We start from the raw sequence: 14,959 nt of genomic DNA, 5'->3' as shown, positions 1-14,959 counted from the left end.
CCCCGGTCAGAAGGGCGGGGGTTCGTCCGGTGGTGGGTGGAGTGCGGGGTCGCGTCCGGCGAGGACGGTCCCGAGGTGGTGTTCGACGGCGCTGACGTTCTCGCATTCGTCGCGTTCGCGGGCGAGGGCGTCCAGGTGTGCGGCGCGCAGCCGTTCTCGTCGAACGTGTTCCTTCTGGAGTCGGGTGGGGCCGCCCGGTGAGGGTGTCGTCCGTCGCGCGGTGGCTTCGGGTGTGGTCCAGGCGATCCGGGCCAGGTCGGGGAACAGCGCCAGGATGGTGCGGGAGGGGTCGACGATGATCCGCTCGCCGGTGGGACCGATCCAGAGGATGCGGCCGTCGGGCAGACGGGCGTCGGTCCACAGGCCGGCGGTCTTGAGCTGGTGATGGGGCACGCAGAGGGGCTGGCCGTTGCCGGCCGCGGTGGCACCGCCGCGGGCGGGGTCGCGGTGGTCGTACTCGCGAGCGTGGTCGAGCTGGCAGCGCGAGGCCGGGCGGGTGCACAGCGGGAAGACGCAGCGCGGATAGAGCAGCGCGAGGTAGCGGATGAGGTCGGCGGAGAACCGGTAGCCGCCGCTGCCCTGCGCGATCACCAGCGCCCGCGGGCTCACTGCGGTCGTCGGGGTTGGTGTGGGCAGAGCTGTCCCCTGGTCTTCGGCGGCGGGTTCATCGACCCGCTGAGGCGAATCACACTCTGCGGGTGCCGCTTCGGTGACTACTGGGAGACCCGTGTGGCAACAGCGCGCGGCGAGCAGGACACTCGCCGGAGCGCGTCGCGAGAGGTCGAGCCCCGGCGTGCGGAACCACACCGACCGCGGCGGCCGCCGAGCCGAACCCCCGGAAGCCGGTGCGGAAGACTGTTCCTGGTCGTCCGCGTCGTCGACGGCCCCGGTGGCGCCCGCCTCGCCGACGGTCGGCTCAGCGTTGATCAGCTCAGGGTTGCTCGGCTCGGGGCTGCTCGGCTCCGGTTCACTCGGGGCCGCGACGTGTGCTGCGGCGCCCGCCGGTTCACACTCGGTCGTGTCGGGGAGTTCCTCTCCGAAGGGGCGCAGGACCGCGTCATCACGGGCCGCGAGATCACGGGCGTATTGTGCGGTGATCGGGCCGTGCCCGAGCAGGAACCCCGCATCGGTGTTCTGCGAATCGGCGAGGGTCTTCTCGTTCACCACCACATGGATCAACGTGCGGTACCGGGTCACCACCCGCACACCCTCGTCGTCCGAGCCGGTGTCCCCCACCGGGCGGGCCTCCTGCAACGGGCAGCCCGGCACCGCACACCAGCAGCCCAGCGTGACGTACCCGCGCACCAGCATCATCAACCCGTCCACCCGCCGCTGCGCCACCGTCCGCGGGTCCGATTCGCACACCGTGCCGGCGATCTCGTCCACCCGCACCCCGAGCTCGAGCCCCTCGTGCGCCGTCAGCAGCGCGTACGCCGCCGCCATCCCGTCCTCGGCGGGACGGAACGTGACCCGGCGGTCCTCCTCGGCCATCCGCCGCCGACGCTCCGCCGCCACCGGGTCGATCTCGTGCACCAGGTGATCCGCGGCCTCCCGCAACGCCGGAACCGACACCAGCTGCAGCGGATCCGCGGTCAACAGATCCGCGAGCCGCCCATCGAACTCCAGCGCCTGCGCCCCGGTCAGGGCCCGCGCGCGGCTCAGCGCCTCCATCCCGCCCCGCGGGGAGAGCACATGACGACCGATCAACGCGAACACCCGCGGCAGGCGTTCGACGAAACCCACCGCCTGTTCGATCGCCGTCTCCGCGGCCGCCGGCCCGATCCGCAGCGCCGCCGAGATCTCCGTCTTCACCGCCTCATAAGCCAGCGACAGCTCCCGCCGCACCGCGTAGAAATCCGCGCCACCGATCGGATCCGACGCCAGGAACGCCGACTCCCGCTCCCCGTATCGGTCCCGGAACAGCGCATACACCGCCGAGACCGTCCTGCAGAACGCCAGACACTCCGACCGCCGTTGCCGCTCCAACACCGACCCCAACACCCCGGAACCGACCGCGCCGTCGGCCAACCCCGAAGGCACCAAAGCCTTCGGGAGGCTCGCCAAGGCGCCGGATCCGTTCATATTTCAATCGTACTTCTGTTCGAGGTGATCGCAAGTGCCGAACATGGCGGATCGCTCGAACTTGTCGGTGCCGGGGAGCACCATGGAATCATGAGCGAGAACACCGATCCCCTCCCCGACTGGGCGCCGCTCGTCCGCGGCCTGCACACCCGGTTCCGCACCCGTGACTTCACCGCCGGGCTCGAGCTGGTGACCGCGTTCGCCGCCGCGGCCGAGGCTGCGAACCACCACCCCGACCTCACTCTGCGGTACGGCACCGTCGACGTCCTCCTCTACAGCCACGACGCCGGCGGCGTCACCGACCGGGACCGCCGGCTCGCCGCGCGGTTCTCGGAGATCGCGCGCGAGCGGGAGATCACCGCGAATCCCGGGGAGTCGTCGGTGGTCGAGCTGGGCCTCGACACGGCGGACGCCGCCGAGATCGCACCCTTCTGGTCGGCGGTGCTCGGCGCCGAAGTGCAGGACGACGACGGCGATCTGGAGATCCGCGCGCACGGCGCCGACGCGATCCTCTGGTTCCAGCGCACCGACGCGCACGAGCCCCCGCGCCAGCGCTTCCACCTGGACGTCTGGGTCGACCCGCGGGAGGCGCGGGGCCGCATCGACGCCGCGATCGCGGCCGGCGGCCGGCTGGTGTCCGGCACGCACGCCCCCAGCTTCTGGGTGCTCGCGGACGCCCAGGGCAATCACGCCTGCATCTGCACCGTGGCCGGCAGGGACTGACCGAGCCGGGTCAGGCCCCGTCGACCCACTCCCAGGTGACGGTGCGGACGTCGGTGCCCTCAGCCCGCCGCAGGCGGACCATGAGGTGCCGGTCGGCGAGGCGCTCGGCCACGCCCTCGCCCCACTCCACGACGACGACGCAGTCCTCGAGATCGGTGTCGAGGTCGAGCGCGTCCAACTCGTCGAGGCCGCCGAGGCGGTAGGCGTCCACGTGGACGAGGCCCGGGCCTCCCGACGCGCCCGGACGGTGCTCCCGGGCGATGATGAACGTCGGCGACGAGACCCGCCCGGTGACGCCGAGTCCGGCGGCGATCCCGCGGGTCAGCGCGGTCTTCCCAGCCCCGAGCGGACCGTCGAGGATGACGAGGTCGCCCGCGGTGAGCTCGGCCGCGAGCTCCCGGCCGAGGGCCTCGGTGTCCTCGACCTCGGGCAGCACCCGCTCGCCCCGCACCGGCCGGCTCACTCCGGCACCGCCCGTGCGACGAGGTCGGCGATCGCCCGCGCCACCCTGGGCGCGGACTCGAGGATCAGCATGTGCCCCGTCTCCGCGAGCACGATGAGCTCGGAGTCGAGTGCGTCGGCGAGCGCCTTCGACTTGCTCAGCGGCGTCATCCAGTCGTGGTCGCCGCACACCACGGAGGTTTCGATGCGGCGCAGCACCGGGAGCGCGCCGCGCTCGTCGTACTCCTCCAGCGCGGGCATGAAACCCGCGTAGGTGCCGAGCGGCGCCGACAGGCTCATGGTCGACGAGAAGTCCGTCATGGTCGCGCTCCGATCGCCGGGCGCGTAGGCCCCCGCCGTGACGAAGGGCGTCGCGATCGGCTTGATCACCTCGCGGCCCCGGCCGACGACCGAGGGCAGGAAACGAATCGCGACACTCATCACGTCGAGCACCGGATTGCGCAGCGCGGCAGCCAGTCCCACGTCGGTGAGCGCGTGCGACGCGGTGCCGAGCAGCGACGCGCCGACCACCCGCGAGCCGACCAGCTCGGGATGTCCGGTCGCGAACGCGCAGATCGCCATGCCGCCCATCGAGTGCCCGGCGAGCACGACCGGCCCCTCGGGCACGAGGGCCCGCAGGACGGTGGCGATGTCGTCGCCGAGGAGGGCGACGGTGCTCTGCTCCGGCGTGCAGGAGCCGGAGTCGCCGTGGCCGCGGCAGTCGGGGAAGACCATGCGCACGTCGTCGCCCCAGCGGGCCTGCAGCTCGTTCCGGACCAGCACCCAGGACGCGGTCCGCAGCGTGAAACCGTGCACGAACAGCACCGTCACCGGGGCCGTCCGGGGGCCGACCTCGCGGACGTGCAGCGGCACACCGTCGGGGCTCATGACGATCGACTCGCGGTCGGACCGGAACACCAGGTCGTCGGGCGAGACGGGATCGTCGCCCGCGCCGCGGACGCCGAGAACCCGTGCTGCGGCGGCGATCCCCGTCAGCGCGGCGACGGCGACGCCGGTGCCGAGGCCCGCGAGCAGGGCGGGCCCGGGCAGGCGCTCGGGGATGTGGATGCGGCCGCGGTCGTCGTTCACAGTTCCCCCGTGTAGGTCCGGACGGCGCGCCCGCGCACGCCGGTGAGGATCTCGTAGTCGATGGTGCCGACCTTCTCCGCCCAGTCGGCGGCGACGTCGGCGCCGGGCGCGTCGCCGAAGAGGACGGCGGTGTCGCCCTCGGACACCCCGCCGCCGTCGGGCCCGAGGTCGATCACGCTCTGGTCCATACAGACTCGGCCGACCTGCGGGAAGCGCCGCCCGCCGATCGCCACCTCGATGCGGCCGCTCAGCGGGCGCCACACCCCGTCCGCGTACCCGGCGGGGATCAGCCCGACGACGGTGTCGCGCGGCGCGATCCAGCTGTGCCCGTAGCTGACCCCGTCTCCCTGACGGATCCGCTTGATCAGGATCACGGGCGCGGCGAAGGTCATCGCCGGCCGGAGCCCGAAGTCCCTGCCGGGCACCGGGACTCCGCCGTAGAGGGCGATGCCGGGGCGGACCAGGTCGAAGTGCAGATCGGGGCGGGTCAGCGCGGCCGCGGAGTTCGCGGCGTGCACCTGCGTGGGCGTCAGGCCGTGCGCGCGGGCGTCGGCGACGGTGGCGGCGAGCGCATCGCGCTGGACGTCGAGGAACGGGTGCTCCGGGTCGTCACCGTGGGCGAGGTGGGTGAAGACGCCCTGCAACTCGACGGTGCCGGCCCGCTCCGCGTCGACGAGGGCGTCGCGGGTGGCGGCCCATTCGGCCGCGGAGACTCCGTTGCGGCTGAGCCCGGTATCGACCTTGACGTGCACCGTCGCGGGGCGGCCCACGTTCCTCGCCGCGGCCACGACGGCGGCCAGCTGACGCGGCGAGCTGACGCCGATCCGGACGTCGGCGTCGATGGCCCGCTCGAAGCAGGTCGTGCTGAGCCAGCTGAGCAGCGGCACGGTGACGCCGCCCTCGCGCAGCGCGACCGCCTCGTCGACGGTGGTCACGCCGATCTCCGTGGCGCCGCCCGCGAGCACCGCCCGCGCGACGGGCACGGCGCCGTGCCCGTAGGCGTCCGCCTTGAGCACCGCCATCACCGCGGCCCCCGGCGCGTGGTCGGCGACGATCCGCGTGTTGTGCGCGACCGCGCCCAGGTCGATCTGCGCTGTCAGCCGCTCCAGCCCGGTCGCGGGAATCGATGTCTTCATGGCGCTGCTCAGCCTAGTCGCGCAGCACCGTGCGCAGGACGTCCGGCACCGCCGCGCTGATCGCCCCGGCGTGCGTCGGGGCACCGTCGGCGGCGCGGGCAGCGGCGAGACCGTGCACCCGCGCGGCGCAGGCGGCCGCGTCGAGCGGGCCGAGGCCGGAGGCGAGGAGCTTGCCGACGAGACCGGTCAGCACGTCGCCCGACCCGGGCGTCGCGGCCCAGGACGAGCCCGCGGTGTCGGCCACGACGGTGCCGTCGGGGGCCGCGATGACGGTGACGTGCCCCTTGAGCAGCACCGTCGCGTCGAGTTCGCGGGCCGCCTCGCGCGCGGCCGCGACCCGGTCGTTGCCGACGGGGCCCACGAGCCGCGCGAACTCCCCCGCGTGCGGCGTCAGGACCGTCGGGGCGGTCCGGCCGGACAGCAGGCCCGGATGCTCGGCGAGCAGCGTGAGAGCGTCCGCGTCGAGCACCGTCGGGAGGTCCTGGTCGAGGACCCGGGCCAGACGATCCGCGGCCGCACCGTCGACTCCCATGCCAGGGCCCGCGGCCCACGCCTGCACGCGGCCGCTGTCCGTGACGTCGTCGCTCGCGACCACCTCGGGCCAGGCGGCGAGGACCGCGGCGCGGGCGGCGCCGGCGTAGCGGACCATGCCCGATGTCGCGCGGATCGCCGCGCCCGTCGCCAGCACGGCGGCGCCCGGGTACGTCGCGCCGCCGGCGACGACGCCGAGCACGCCGAGGCTGTACTTGTCGTCGGCGGGGCCGGGGACGGGCCAGAGCGCGGCCAGGTCGGCGTCGTCGTAGGCGAGCAGCTCGCCCGCGCTCCGGTCGGAGGGGAACGCGAGGCCGATGTCGATCAGCTCGATCCGGCCGCAGCGGGCGGGGGCGAGCGCGTGCACGGGCTTGAGGGCACCGAAGGCGACGGTGACGGCGGCGGCGACGGCCGGGCCGTGCACGACGCCAGTGCGGACGTCGACGCCCGACGGGGTGTCCGCCGCGACGATCGGCGCGGTGATCCCGGCGACGAGGTCCGCCGCCTCCGTCCGGAGCGCACCGCGCGCACTGATCCCGACGATGCCGTCGACCACCAGGTCCGGACGGCGCGGCACCGCGACGACCCGCCCGCCCGCGCGCTCGAGGGCGCGGAGCCCGGCGGCGTGCGCACGGTCGGGCGCGAGCAGCACCGCCTCCACGGCGACGCCGCGGCGCCGCAGGAACGCGCCGGCGAACAGCGCGTCGCCGCCGTTGTCGCCGGAGCCGACGAGCAGCGTCACCCTGCGGCCCGCGGCGCCGCCCGTGCGATCGATCAGTTCCTGCGCGCAGACGTCCGCGAGGCCGTACGCGGCGCGCCGCATGAGGGCACCGTCGGGCAGGGCGGCGAGGAGGGGCGCCTCGGCCGCGCGTACGGAGTCGGGGTGGTGAAAGTGCCGCACGCCGCCACGGTACGGCAGATCGGCTAACGTGAGCGGCGTGACTGACGCGGGCAAGCTGGTGAAGAAGCTGCAGAAGCGCGGGCCGCACCGCGTGCTCAAGGGCGACCTGGGCGTCGCGGGCCTGCCCGGTGTGATCTACACGCCCGAGAACGGCTCGAACCTGCCCGCGGTGGCGTTCGCGCACGACTGGCTGACCCCGTCGAAGCGGTACACCAAGACTCTGCAGCACCTGGCCTCGTGGGGCCTGGTCGTGGCGGCACCGGACACCGAGGGCGGCGTGCTGGCCTCCGACGGGCGCCTCGCGATCGACCTGGGCACCGCGCTCGACGTGATCACCGAGGTCCGCCTGGGCGACGGCGCGATCACCGTCAACAAGGCCAAGCGCGCGGTCGTCGGCCACGGATGGGGCACCGGGGCGGCGCTCATCGCCGCCGCGGCGGACTCCCGCGTCGAGTGGCTCGCCGCGCTGTTCCCGGCGCCCACCTCGCCGCAGGCGGAGAAGGCGTCGACCGGCACCCACGCGAACGCACTGATCCTGGGCGCGCCCGGCGACGAGCAGTCGATGACCTCGAACGCCGGCGTCCTCTCGCTGCGGTATTCGGGCCCGACAGAGCTGCGGATCGTGCCCGGCGCCGAGCCCGGCGGCCTGGCGGAGGGCATCTCGCTGCGTGGCGCCCTCGGCGCGGGCGGCTCCGACAAGTCGACGCAGAAGATGGTCCGCGCGCTGCTGACCGGTTACCTGCTCGGCGGGCTCGCCGACGACAAGGAGTACAAGGTCTTCACCGAGGTCGGCGCCGATCTCGGCGACAGCTCCTACGTCTGGGACCCGAACGCCGAGCCCGAGCAGCCCAGCGCCCTGCAGCGCCTGCGTAGCCTGGCGTGAGTCCCCGCGCTCGGCCCGCGCCCGTGTTCAGCCCGCGCTGAGCCAGGAGTCCGGCTGCTCCGTGCGCGCGATCACCGGGATCGGCTGCGTGATCGCGGCCGGCTCCGGCGTGACGCCCGCGACGCGCAGCAACTCGTCGAACAGGTCCTGTCGCTCCGCGATGCGGATCGCGCGGGCGTGGTCGTCGGGATGGGGGTCGGTGCTGCTCATCGCATCTCCTCGGCGGCGCTGATCACGTGCCGCTGACGGCGAACTCGGCGCCCGTGCCCTGGTCCGCGGGCTCGCCGGGCGGGCACGGTTCCGCTGCGGGCGCGGGGTTCTGATCGCCGGTGTTCGACGGTTTCGCCGGGGCCGCCGGAGTGGACGGGACGTTCGGCACGACGGGGCTCGGGGCGGCCGACGGGGTCGCACCGCCGCCTGTTCCGCCGCCGCTTCCGGACGGGGACGCCGCCCCGGGCGTTGGGCCGCCACCAGTTCCGGCGCCGTTCTGCGTACTGGGCTTCGCGTCGCCGGGCTTTGCCTCGGCCGGCTTCGCGTCGCCCGCCTTGCCGGCGCCGTCCTCGCCCTTGCCGCCGGCACCGGTGCCGTCCTTGCCCGCTCCGTCCTTGCCCACTCCGTCCGTGCCGTCGACGGGGGTGAGCTTGCCGTCCTCGCCGATCGTGAGTGCGGCCTTCTCGGCGACCGTGCCGTCCGGCTTCTTCGCGGTGACCTCGACGGTCTTGCCGTCCGGGCTGAGGGTCGCGGTGACGGTGCGTCCGAGGGCGTCGACGCCGAGCACCTTCTCGCCCTTGGCGTCCTTGTCGCCGGTCTTGTCGGCGGACTTGTCGCCGGTCTTGTCGGTGTCCTTGCCGTCGCCGGTGGACTTGTCGCCCAGGCCGAGCTGTTCGGCGATCTTCGGGAGCAGCTGCGAGAGCCACGAGGGCGTGCCGCTACCCGTGCCGGCACCGGTACCCGTGCCGGTGCTGGGCGTCGCGGCCGACGGGGTGGTGCTCGCGCCGGTCGTCGTCGGCGAGGTCGTCGTGCCGGTGGTCGTGGGGCTGGTGGTGGTCGTCGGGCTCGTGGACGTGCCGGTCGCGGTGGGGCTGGTGCTGGTCGGGCTCGTGGACGTCGGGGACGTGCTGGACGGCGACGACGTCGTGGGTGACCCGCTGCCGCCGCCTCCTCCGCCACCGCTGGTGACCGGCGACGCCGTGGTCGGGCTGGTCGGGGTCTCGGTGCTGGTCGCCGTGATCGTGCCGAACGACGGTGCCGGGAACGCCGACGCGTCGATGCCCTTGGCCGCAGCCGGCACGGTCGCGTAGGCGGCCTGGACGGCCGAGACCGCGGTCGCGTTGATCTGGTCAAAGCGGGCGAGGTCCTGCGCAAGTTGCGCTTCGAATCGCTCGCGGGAGCCCGCGTTGAGTTCGACCAACGATGCGACTCCCGGTACCACCAGACCCGCGACCCGCATCACGCCTACCCACACGCCGGCGTCCGCTTCCTTCGAAGCGAACTCGCTGAGCGCGTCCGTCTTCGTCTTCACCGCGGACAGGACCGCGCCCGGTACCGATTCCGCCGCGGTCGCGGTTCTCTCGAGGACCGTGGCAACCGGCTCGCTCCGCCTCTGCTGTGCGTCCAGGGTCGTCACGGCGGCGCGTCCGGCATTGTCGGGCCAGGCCGTCTGTACGCTCGTACGCGCCGCGGACTGGTCCGTGACGGCCTGGCGCGCGGCCGTGGCCTGCTGCCGCAGCATGACCGCATCGCCCCGAAGTGATGCGAGATCGATGCCCCGCTCGTTGTCGTAATCACGGCACACGTGATCACGCCAATCGGGCCACGTCTTCTGCGACAACCACTTCGCGATATCGAGCATCGCCTTGAAGTACTGCAAGCAATCCGCACCCGCGTCGAGCATCTGGTCGACGGTCTGCTCCGCCACGGATCAGGCCCCGGTGACCGCGGCGGCGCCGCTGTCGTCGGTGGACTTGTGCGCCGACGCCGAGGTGGTCAGCCCCGCACCGCAGGCACGGGAGCCCACCTGCCACGCGTCGACACTCTTCGCCAGGCTCTCCATCGTGGCGGCGTAGGCGGCACCGTCGGACTGGTACTTCCGCCCGAAGTCACCGGCCTCCGCGGTGAAGCCACGGACGCGGCCGGCGACGGTGCCGAGGTTGTCGGCCACCGTCGAATAGCTGCCGCCGGCCTTCGACACCGCGGCCGGATCGATCTTCGTGCCCATGCGATCCCCCTCGCTCACACGTCCCCTTACTCATTGGACGCACCAGCGGGCGGATCGGTTCCCGAGTCTTCCTCAGATCGCGCCGGCGGCCCGGACCGCGTCCAGCAGTCCGGCGGGGCGGTCGTCGACGGGGAGCGGCTCGACCTGCGCGAAGCCGCAGCCGATGGCGCGGGAGGCACCGTCGGCCTCCTCGCTGTCGCCGACCATGAGCACCTTCTCCGGCGGCAGGCCGAGGGCGGCGGTGGCGGCGTGGAAGACCGCGAGGTCGGGCTTGGCGTGGCCCACCTCGAAGGAGAGGACGAACTCGTCGACGAGGCCGTCGATGCCCTCGCGCTCGAACGCGGGGCGGATGTCGTAGCCGATGTTGGAGAGCACGCCCACCTTCAGGCCCGCCTCGCGCGCGGCGCGGAGGACGGCGGCGGTGTCGGGGTAGATCGACCAGTTGAGCGGGTTGGAGAATTCGCCGTACAGCCGCTCCCGCTCGCCCGTGTCGGCGACGCCGGAGTGCTCGAGGACGTGCAGGTAGGCGCCGCGGTGGTCCGCGGAGGAGAGGTCGCGGGCGTGCCAGGTGCGCAGCGCCTCGCCCTCCATCGGCACCGGAACGCCGACGGGCACCGTCATCCGGTGCAGGAGCTCGCGCTGGGCGGCGTCGTCGAGCTCGCGTCCGTCCGCGTCGTTGAGCCCCGCGAACCACGCCGGGTCCGGCTCCAGCCGGAACAGCGTCCCCGAGAAGTCGAACAGCACACCGGCGTAGCCGGTCCCACCCGATGTCATAGCCACACGCTACCGGTTATGAAAACGTTTCGACAAGCGGTCCCGGAAACAGTGCGGTCAGGAGATGAGACCCGCGAGGCGCTCCGCGGTGCCGCGCGCGACGTCCTCGGTCGGCGCCTCCACCATGACCCGGACCAGCGGCTCCGTGCCCGACGGGCGCAGCAGGATCCGGCCGGCCTCGCCGAGCGCGGCCTCCTCCGCGGCCAGCGCCGCGACCAGCTCCGACGACGCCATCGCCGCGGCCTTGTCGATGACGCGCACGTTCACCAGCACCTGCGGCAGCACCGTGAGCACCGACGCGAGCTCGGCCAGCGAGGAGCCCGTCTGCGCCATCCGCTCCATGATCTTGAGCCCGGTGAGCACGCCGTCGCCCGTGGTGCCGAGCGCCGGGAGCACGATGTGCCCCGACTGCTCGCCGCCCAGGGCGTAGCCGCCGGTGCGCAGCTCCTCGAGCACGTAGCGGTCGCCCACCGCGGCGGTCCGCAGCGTGATGCCCGCGGCCTTCATCGCGAGGTGCAGGCCCAGGTTGCTCATCACCGTCGCGACCAGCGTGTGGTCGGTGAGCTCACCGGCCTCGTCCATCGCGATCGCGAGGATCGCCATGATGGCGTCGCCGTCCACGGTCCGCCCGTTCGCGTCGATGGCGAGGCAGCGGTCGGCGTCGCCGTCGTGTCCGAGCCCCAGATCGGCCTCGTGCGCGAGCACCGCCGCGCGCAGGCCTTCGAGGTGGGTGGAGCCGCAGTCGCGGTTGATGTTCAGGCCGTCGGGCTCGTCATGGATCGCGATCACCTCGGCGCCCGCGTCGCGGTAGGCCTTGGCGGCCACCGTCGAGGCGGCGCCGTTGGCGGCGTCGACGACCACCTTCAGCCCCGCGAGCGGGACGTGCACCGCCGATTCGAGGTGCGCGACGTACCGGTCGACCGCGTCGAAGGCGCGCTTCACGCGGCCGATCGCGGCGCCCGTGGGGCGGGGCGGGGCGGGGTCGTCGAGGGCCGCCTCGATGGCGTCCTCCTGCGCATCCTCCAGCTTGTGCCCGCCGCGGGCGAAGAACTTGATGCCGTTGTCCGGCATGGGATTGTGCGAGGCGGAGATCATCACGCCGAGCGCCGCGTCGTACTCGGCCACCAGGTGGGCGACGGCGGGCGTGGGCATGACGCCCACGAGCAGCACGTCGACGCCGGCGCTGGTCAGGCCCGCGGAGACCGCGGCCGACAGCATTTCCGACGATGCCCTCGGGTCCCAGCCGACGACCGCGAAGGGCCGGTCGCGACCTTCGAGATCGTGTGCACCGAGCACCGCCGCAGCAGCGGCGGACAGCCGCAGCGCCAGGTCGGCGGTCAGATCCTTGTTGGCCAGGCCGCGCACACCGTCGGTCCCGAACAGACGCCCCATGGGTCAGTACCTCACACGTAGAGATGGGTGGAAACGAGACCAGGGCAGGCGCCCGCACGGATGCGGGTGCCTGCCCTGGTGAAAGCCTGCAATCAGCGCTTGCTGTACTGCGAAGCCTTGCGGGCCTTCTTCAGGCCGTACTTCTTGCGCTCGACGGCACGCGGGTCACGCGTGAGGAAGCCGGCGCGCTTCAGCGCGGGGCGATCCTCGGGCGAGACCTCGATCAGCGCGCGGGCGATGGCGAGGCGCAGGGCGCCCGCCTGGCCCGACGGGCCGCCACCGGTGAGGTTCGCGGCGATGTCGAAGGACTCGAGGCGCTCGACGGTGACCAGCGGGGACTTCACCAGCTGCTGGTGCAGCTTGTTGGGGAAGTAGTCCTCGATGGTGCGGCCGTTCAGCACGAAGTTGCCGGTGCCGGCGGTCAGACGCACGCGGACCACGGCCTCCTTGCGGCGGCCGACGGTCTGGATGGGGCGCTCGACGACGACGGGGCCACGGGGGGCGCGGGTCTCGGCCGAGGCCTCGGGGGTCTCCGAGGTGTACTCGTTGGGAACGACCTCGGCGTCGGTCTCGTTGTTCTCGATCGTGTCGCTCACTGCTGCGCCACCTGCTTGATCTCGTAGGGAACCGGCTGCTGCGCGGCGTGGGGGTGGTTCGGGCCGGCGTAGACCTTCAGCTTGCCGCCGATGGCGCTGCCCAGCTTGTTCTTCGGGATCATGCCGAGAACAGCCTTCTGCACCACGCGCTCCGGGTTCTTGGAGCCGAGGACCTCGCCGATGGTGCGCGAGCTCAGGCCGCCCGGGAAGCCCGAGTGGCGGTAGTGCCGCTTGTCGGTGAGCTTGGCGCCCGACAGGGCCACCTTCTCCGCGTTGATGATGATGACGTAGTCGCCGCTGTCCACGTTGGGGGCGTAGGTCGGCTTGTGCTTGCCGCGCAGCAGGTTGGCAGCTGCGACGGCGAGGCGGCCGAGCACCACGTCGGATGCGTCGATGACGTGCCACTGCCGGGTCACGTCACCCGCCTTCGGGGTGTAAGTAGGCACAGGAGATCCTCTGCTCGATGGTTCGGTGCCGGTCCATGCGTGACGAGAGCACTCCCGGCGACCAACGGAGACCCGGGACCCGACTCCGCGTCACCCTCGAGAGGGCAGCGCGGCGCCACACACCAGCGGACCAGAGTACGCGGGTGCCCCGCCGCAGGTCAAAACGGGCGGGTCAGGGTGCTCCACCCCGGTGCTCGTGCCCCGACGGTGCCGCACCTCAGGGTCCGGTAGGGGGCTTTCCCGGATGTGGCCGCGCACCGTCGGGAAATAGCGTCGAGGACATGACCACCCCGACCGTGGAGGCGCCCGCCGCGCCCGCGACCGACGCCCCGCCCCCGCGCTGGACCACCGCTCAGCTCATCGGTTTCCGCCTGCTCTTCACCCTGGGCGGCGGCCTGACCATCCTCTCCGTCTTCGGCAGCCTGCAGTTCGCGCCCGTGATGTCCGTGGTGCAGGGCCCGTTCGCCCGGCTCGGCGCGCTCGTCACCGGCACGGAGCTGCAGCTCCCCGAGCTGACCAGCTCGGGCGATTCGATGGGCATCTGGCAGTACCACATCGGCTGGGCAGTGGTCGCGGTCGCGATCACCGTCGTCTGGACGCTCCTCGACCGGGGCCGCGGCGACTACCGCAGCCTCGGCGGGCTGCTCTGGCAGGTCGGCCGGATCGCGCTGGCCAGCGGCATGATCTTCTACGGCCTGGGCAAGGCTATTCCCACGCAGATGGGGTTCATGCAGCTGCCGACCTACGCGCTGCAGCCCGCCGGCGACATCAGCCGGATGAACATGCTGTGGGGCTTCATGGGCGCCTCGGACGGCTACTCGATCGTCACGGGCCTCGTCGAGCTGATCTCCGGCCTCCTCCTGCTCTCGCGCCGCACCTGGATCCTGGGCGCGCTGGGCTCCATCGTCTCCATGGTGCAGGTGCTGCTCATGGACAGCTTCTACAACGTGCCGGTGAAGTTCCTCTGCTTCGAGTTCCTGGTGATCGCGATCGCCCTGCTCGCGCCGCAGTGGCTGAACCTGATCCGCGCGGGCTTCGGCCGTGCGACGGGGCCGATGCCCGCGATCTGGCCCGCCGCGGGTTCCGACCGGACGTGGCTGCGCCGCACGGGCAAGACGGCGGCCGCGCTCGCCCTCATCGCGATCACCGGGGTCGGCCTCGCCGCCGGGGTCATGATGAAGTCCGCGCTCGCGGAGACGCGCGGCGACGTCGACGGCACGTGGCACGCGACGTCGTTCCGGGTGGACGGCCGCGAGGCGGCCCTCGCCACCGATCCGGCGTGGATCAACGTGGCGATCACCTACCGCGGACGCGGGATGTGGGAGGCCGCGGGCGAGTCGTACAACGCCTTCGTCACCCAGGACTCCGCGGCGCGGGTCACGCCCTGGCTCCTCGACGTCAGCGACTCCGCGCTCACGATCAAGCCGAGCAAGTCCGGCCCCGAGACGGTGCTGCAGTACACGCAGCCGGACCGCGACCGCCTGACGATCGCCGGGCGGGTCGACGGCCGCGAGATCGTCGCCGCCTACGAGCGGCGCCCGATGAAGCGGGACTCCGAGCCGCTGCGGTTCACGCACCCCGTCCCCGACGAGGACGCACCGACCCTCGACTTCCCCTGAGCCCCGTTACATCTGTCACTAGGAGTGGTCGTGAGCCGGACTTACGATGACGGCATGAGCGCACCCCAGAGCCCCCTGGGCCAGTCCGCACCGTCGAACGCCCCCGGGCCGGGNNTGCCGCCCCTGCC

Annotated in this window: 15 protein-coding genes; 3 read left to right on the top strand and 12 right to left on the bottom strand. The window is 72.9% G+C overall.

Annotated elements, in window-relative coordinates; genetic code table 11:
* Nucleotides 1–6: 6 nt before the first annotated feature.
* Nucleotides 7–1,932 carry an HNH endonuclease signature motif containing protein gene (locus ACM9LD_RS00075; RefSeq protein ID WP_415674786.1) on the bottom strand — a complete coding sequence of 642 codons (1,926 nt, stop codon included), beginning with the start codon at nt 1,930–1,932 and terminating at the stop codon, nt 7–9.
* Between the two features lie 240 nt (nt 1,933–2,172).
* On the opposite strand from ACM9LD_RS00075, the gene ACM9LD_RS00070 reads away from it, so the two are divergent.
* Nucleotides 2,173–2,805 carry a VOC family protein gene (locus tag ACM9LD_RS00070; RefSeq protein WP_415674785.1) on the top strand — a complete coding sequence of 211 codons (633 nt, stop codon included), beginning with the start codon at nt 2,173–2,175 and terminating at the stop codon, nt 2,803–2,805.
* Nucleotides 2,806–2,815: 10 nt separating this feature from the next.
* On the opposite strand, the gene tsaE is transcribed toward ACM9LD_RS00070, so the two are convergent.
* From tsaE to ACM9LD_RS00050, 4 genes are read right to left on the bottom strand one after another with little or no spacing between them, the layout of a single operon-like run.
* Nucleotides 2,816–3,268: a tRNA (adenosine(37)-N6)-threonylcarbamoyltransferase complex ATPase subunit type 1 TsaE gene (gene tsaE / locus ACM9LD_RS00065; RefSeq protein WP_415674784.1), complete on the bottom strand. Its 453-nt coding sequence runs from the start codon at nt 3,266–3,268 to the stop codon at nt 2,816–2,818.
* Complete coding sequence (locus ACM9LD_RS00060; RefSeq protein ID WP_415674783.1) at nt 3,265–4,335, bottom strand: alpha/beta fold hydrolase; 1,071 nt, start codon at nt 4,333–4,335, stop codon at nt 3,265–3,267. Before ACM9LD_RS00060 ends, tsaE begins: the two co-directional genes overlap by 4 nt.
* Nucleotides 4,332–5,471 carry an alanine racemase gene (gene alr, locus ACM9LD_RS00055; RefSeq protein ID WP_415674782.1) on the bottom strand — a complete coding sequence of 380 codons (1,140 nt, stop codon included), beginning with the start codon at nt 5,469–5,471 and terminating at the stop codon, nt 4,332–4,334. The genes ACM9LD_RS00060 and alr overlap by 4 nt, the downstream gene beginning before the upstream one ends.
* 13 nt (nt 5,472–5,484) lie before the next feature.
* Nucleotides 5,485–6,903: an NAD(P)H-hydrate dehydratase gene (locus ACM9LD_RS00050; RefSeq protein ID WP_415674781.1), complete on the bottom strand. Its 1,419-nt coding sequence runs from the start codon at nt 6,901–6,903 to the stop codon at nt 5,485–5,487.
* 37 nt (nt 6,904–6,940) lie between these two features.
* Between ACM9LD_RS00050 and ACM9LD_RS00045 the strand changes: the two genes are divergently transcribed.
* Entirely contained in the window at nt 6,941–7,786 is an 846-nt protein-coding gene (locus tag ACM9LD_RS00045; RefSeq protein ID WP_462933944.1) for a dienelactone hydrolase family protein, read from the top strand.
* 27 nt (nt 7,787–7,813) lie between these two features.
* Here the strand turns inward: ACM9LD_RS00045 and ACM9LD_RS00040 are convergent, their stop codons facing one another.
* From ACM9LD_RS00040 to rplM, 7 genes are all read right to left on the bottom strand, one after another.
* Nucleotides 7,814–7,996: a hypothetical protein gene (locus ACM9LD_RS00040; protein WP_415674779.1), complete on the bottom strand. Its 183-nt coding sequence runs from the start codon at nt 7,994–7,996 to the stop codon at nt 7,814–7,816.
* A gap of 22 nt (nt 7,997–8,018) precedes the next feature.
* Nucleotides 8,019–9,704, bottom strand: a complete 1,686-nt coding sequence (locus ACM9LD_RS00035; protein WP_415674778.1) for a hypothetical protein — start codon at nt 9,702–9,704, stop codon at nt 8,019–8,021.
* Nucleotides 9,705–9,707: 3 nt separating this feature from the next.
* Nucleotides 9,708–10,004: a hypothetical protein gene (locus ACM9LD_RS00030; protein ID WP_415674777.1), complete on the bottom strand. Its 297-nt coding sequence runs from the start codon at nt 10,002–10,004 to the stop codon at nt 9,708–9,710.
* A 72-nt stretch (nt 10,005–10,076) separates the two neighbouring features.
* The gene (locus ACM9LD_RS00025) at nt 10,077–10,778 is read right to left on the bottom strand and encodes an HAD family hydrolase (protein WP_415674776.1); all 702 of its coding nucleotides are present in this window, start codon (nt 10,776–10,778) and stop codon (nt 10,077–10,079) included.
* A 57-nt stretch (nt 10,779–10,835) separates the two neighbouring features.
* The gene (glmM, locus tag ACM9LD_RS00020; protein ID WP_415674775.1) at nt 10,836–12,170 is read right to left on the bottom strand and encodes a phosphoglucosamine mutase; all 1,335 of its coding nucleotides are present in this window, start codon (nt 12,168–12,170) and stop codon (nt 10,836–10,838) included.
* Nucleotides 12,171–12,262: 92 nt separating this feature from the next.
* Nucleotides 12,263–12,766, bottom strand: coding sequence for a 30S ribosomal protein S9 (rpsI, locus tag ACM9LD_RS00015; protein ID WP_224651186.1), 504 nt, complete (start codon nt 12,764–12,766; stop codon nt 12,263–12,265).
* Entirely contained in the window at nt 12,763–13,212 is a 450-nt protein-coding gene (rplM, locus tag ACM9LD_RS00010) for a 50S ribosomal protein L13 (RefSeq protein ID WP_415674774.1), read from the bottom strand. Before rplM ends, rpsI begins: the two co-directional genes overlap by 4 nt.
* 281 nt (nt 13,213–13,493) lie before the next feature.
* Here rplM and ACM9LD_RS00005 point away from each other — a divergent pair, with 281 nt between their 5' ends.
* Nucleotides 13,494–14,831 carry a hypothetical protein gene (locus tag ACM9LD_RS00005; RefSeq protein ID WP_415674773.1) on the top strand — a complete coding sequence of 446 codons (1,338 nt, stop codon included), beginning with the start codon at nt 13,494–13,496 and terminating at the stop codon, nt 14,829–14,831.
* The last annotated feature ends 128 nt before the right edge of the window (nt 14,832–14,959 follow it).

The sequence above is a fragment of the Tsukamurella hominis genome (genome assembly GCF_965137015.1).
In the GTDB taxonomy this organism is placed as follows: Bacteria; Actinomycetota; Actinomycetes; order Mycobacteriales; family Mycobacteriaceae; genus Tsukamurella; species Tsukamurella hominis.
Note: the sequence above shows the minus strand (reverse complement) of the source record. Positions and strands in the feature narration are given on the sequence as shown.

Coding starts and splice junctions, on each gene's coding strand:
- ACM9LD_RS00025 (WP_415674776.1), bottom strand. CDS start 10,778: ATGACATCGGGTGGGACCGGCTACGCCGGTGTGCTGTTCGACTTCTCG.
- alr (WP_415674782.1), bottom strand. CDS start 5,471: ATGAAGACATCGATTCCCGCGACCGGGCTGGAGCGGCTGACAGCGCAG.
- ACM9LD_RS00040 (WP_415674779.1), bottom strand. CDS start 7,996: ATGAGCAGCACCGACCCCCATCCCGACGACCACGCCCGCGCGATCCGC.
- glmM (WP_415674775.1), bottom strand. CDS start 12,170: ATGGGGCGTCTGTTCGGGACCGACGGTGTGCGCGGCCTGGCCAACAAG.
- ACM9LD_RS00030 (WP_415674777.1), bottom strand. CDS start 10,004: ATGGGCACGAAGATCGATCCGGCCGCGGTGTCGAAGGCCGGCGGCAGC.
- ACM9LD_RS00005 (WP_415674773.1), top strand. CDS start 13,494: ATGACCACCCCGACCGTGGAGGCGCCCGCCGCGCCCGCGACCGACGCC.
- ACM9LD_RS00070 (WP_415674785.1), top strand. CDS start 2,173: ATGAGCGAGAACACCGATCCCCTCCCCGACTGGGCGCCGCTCGTCCGC.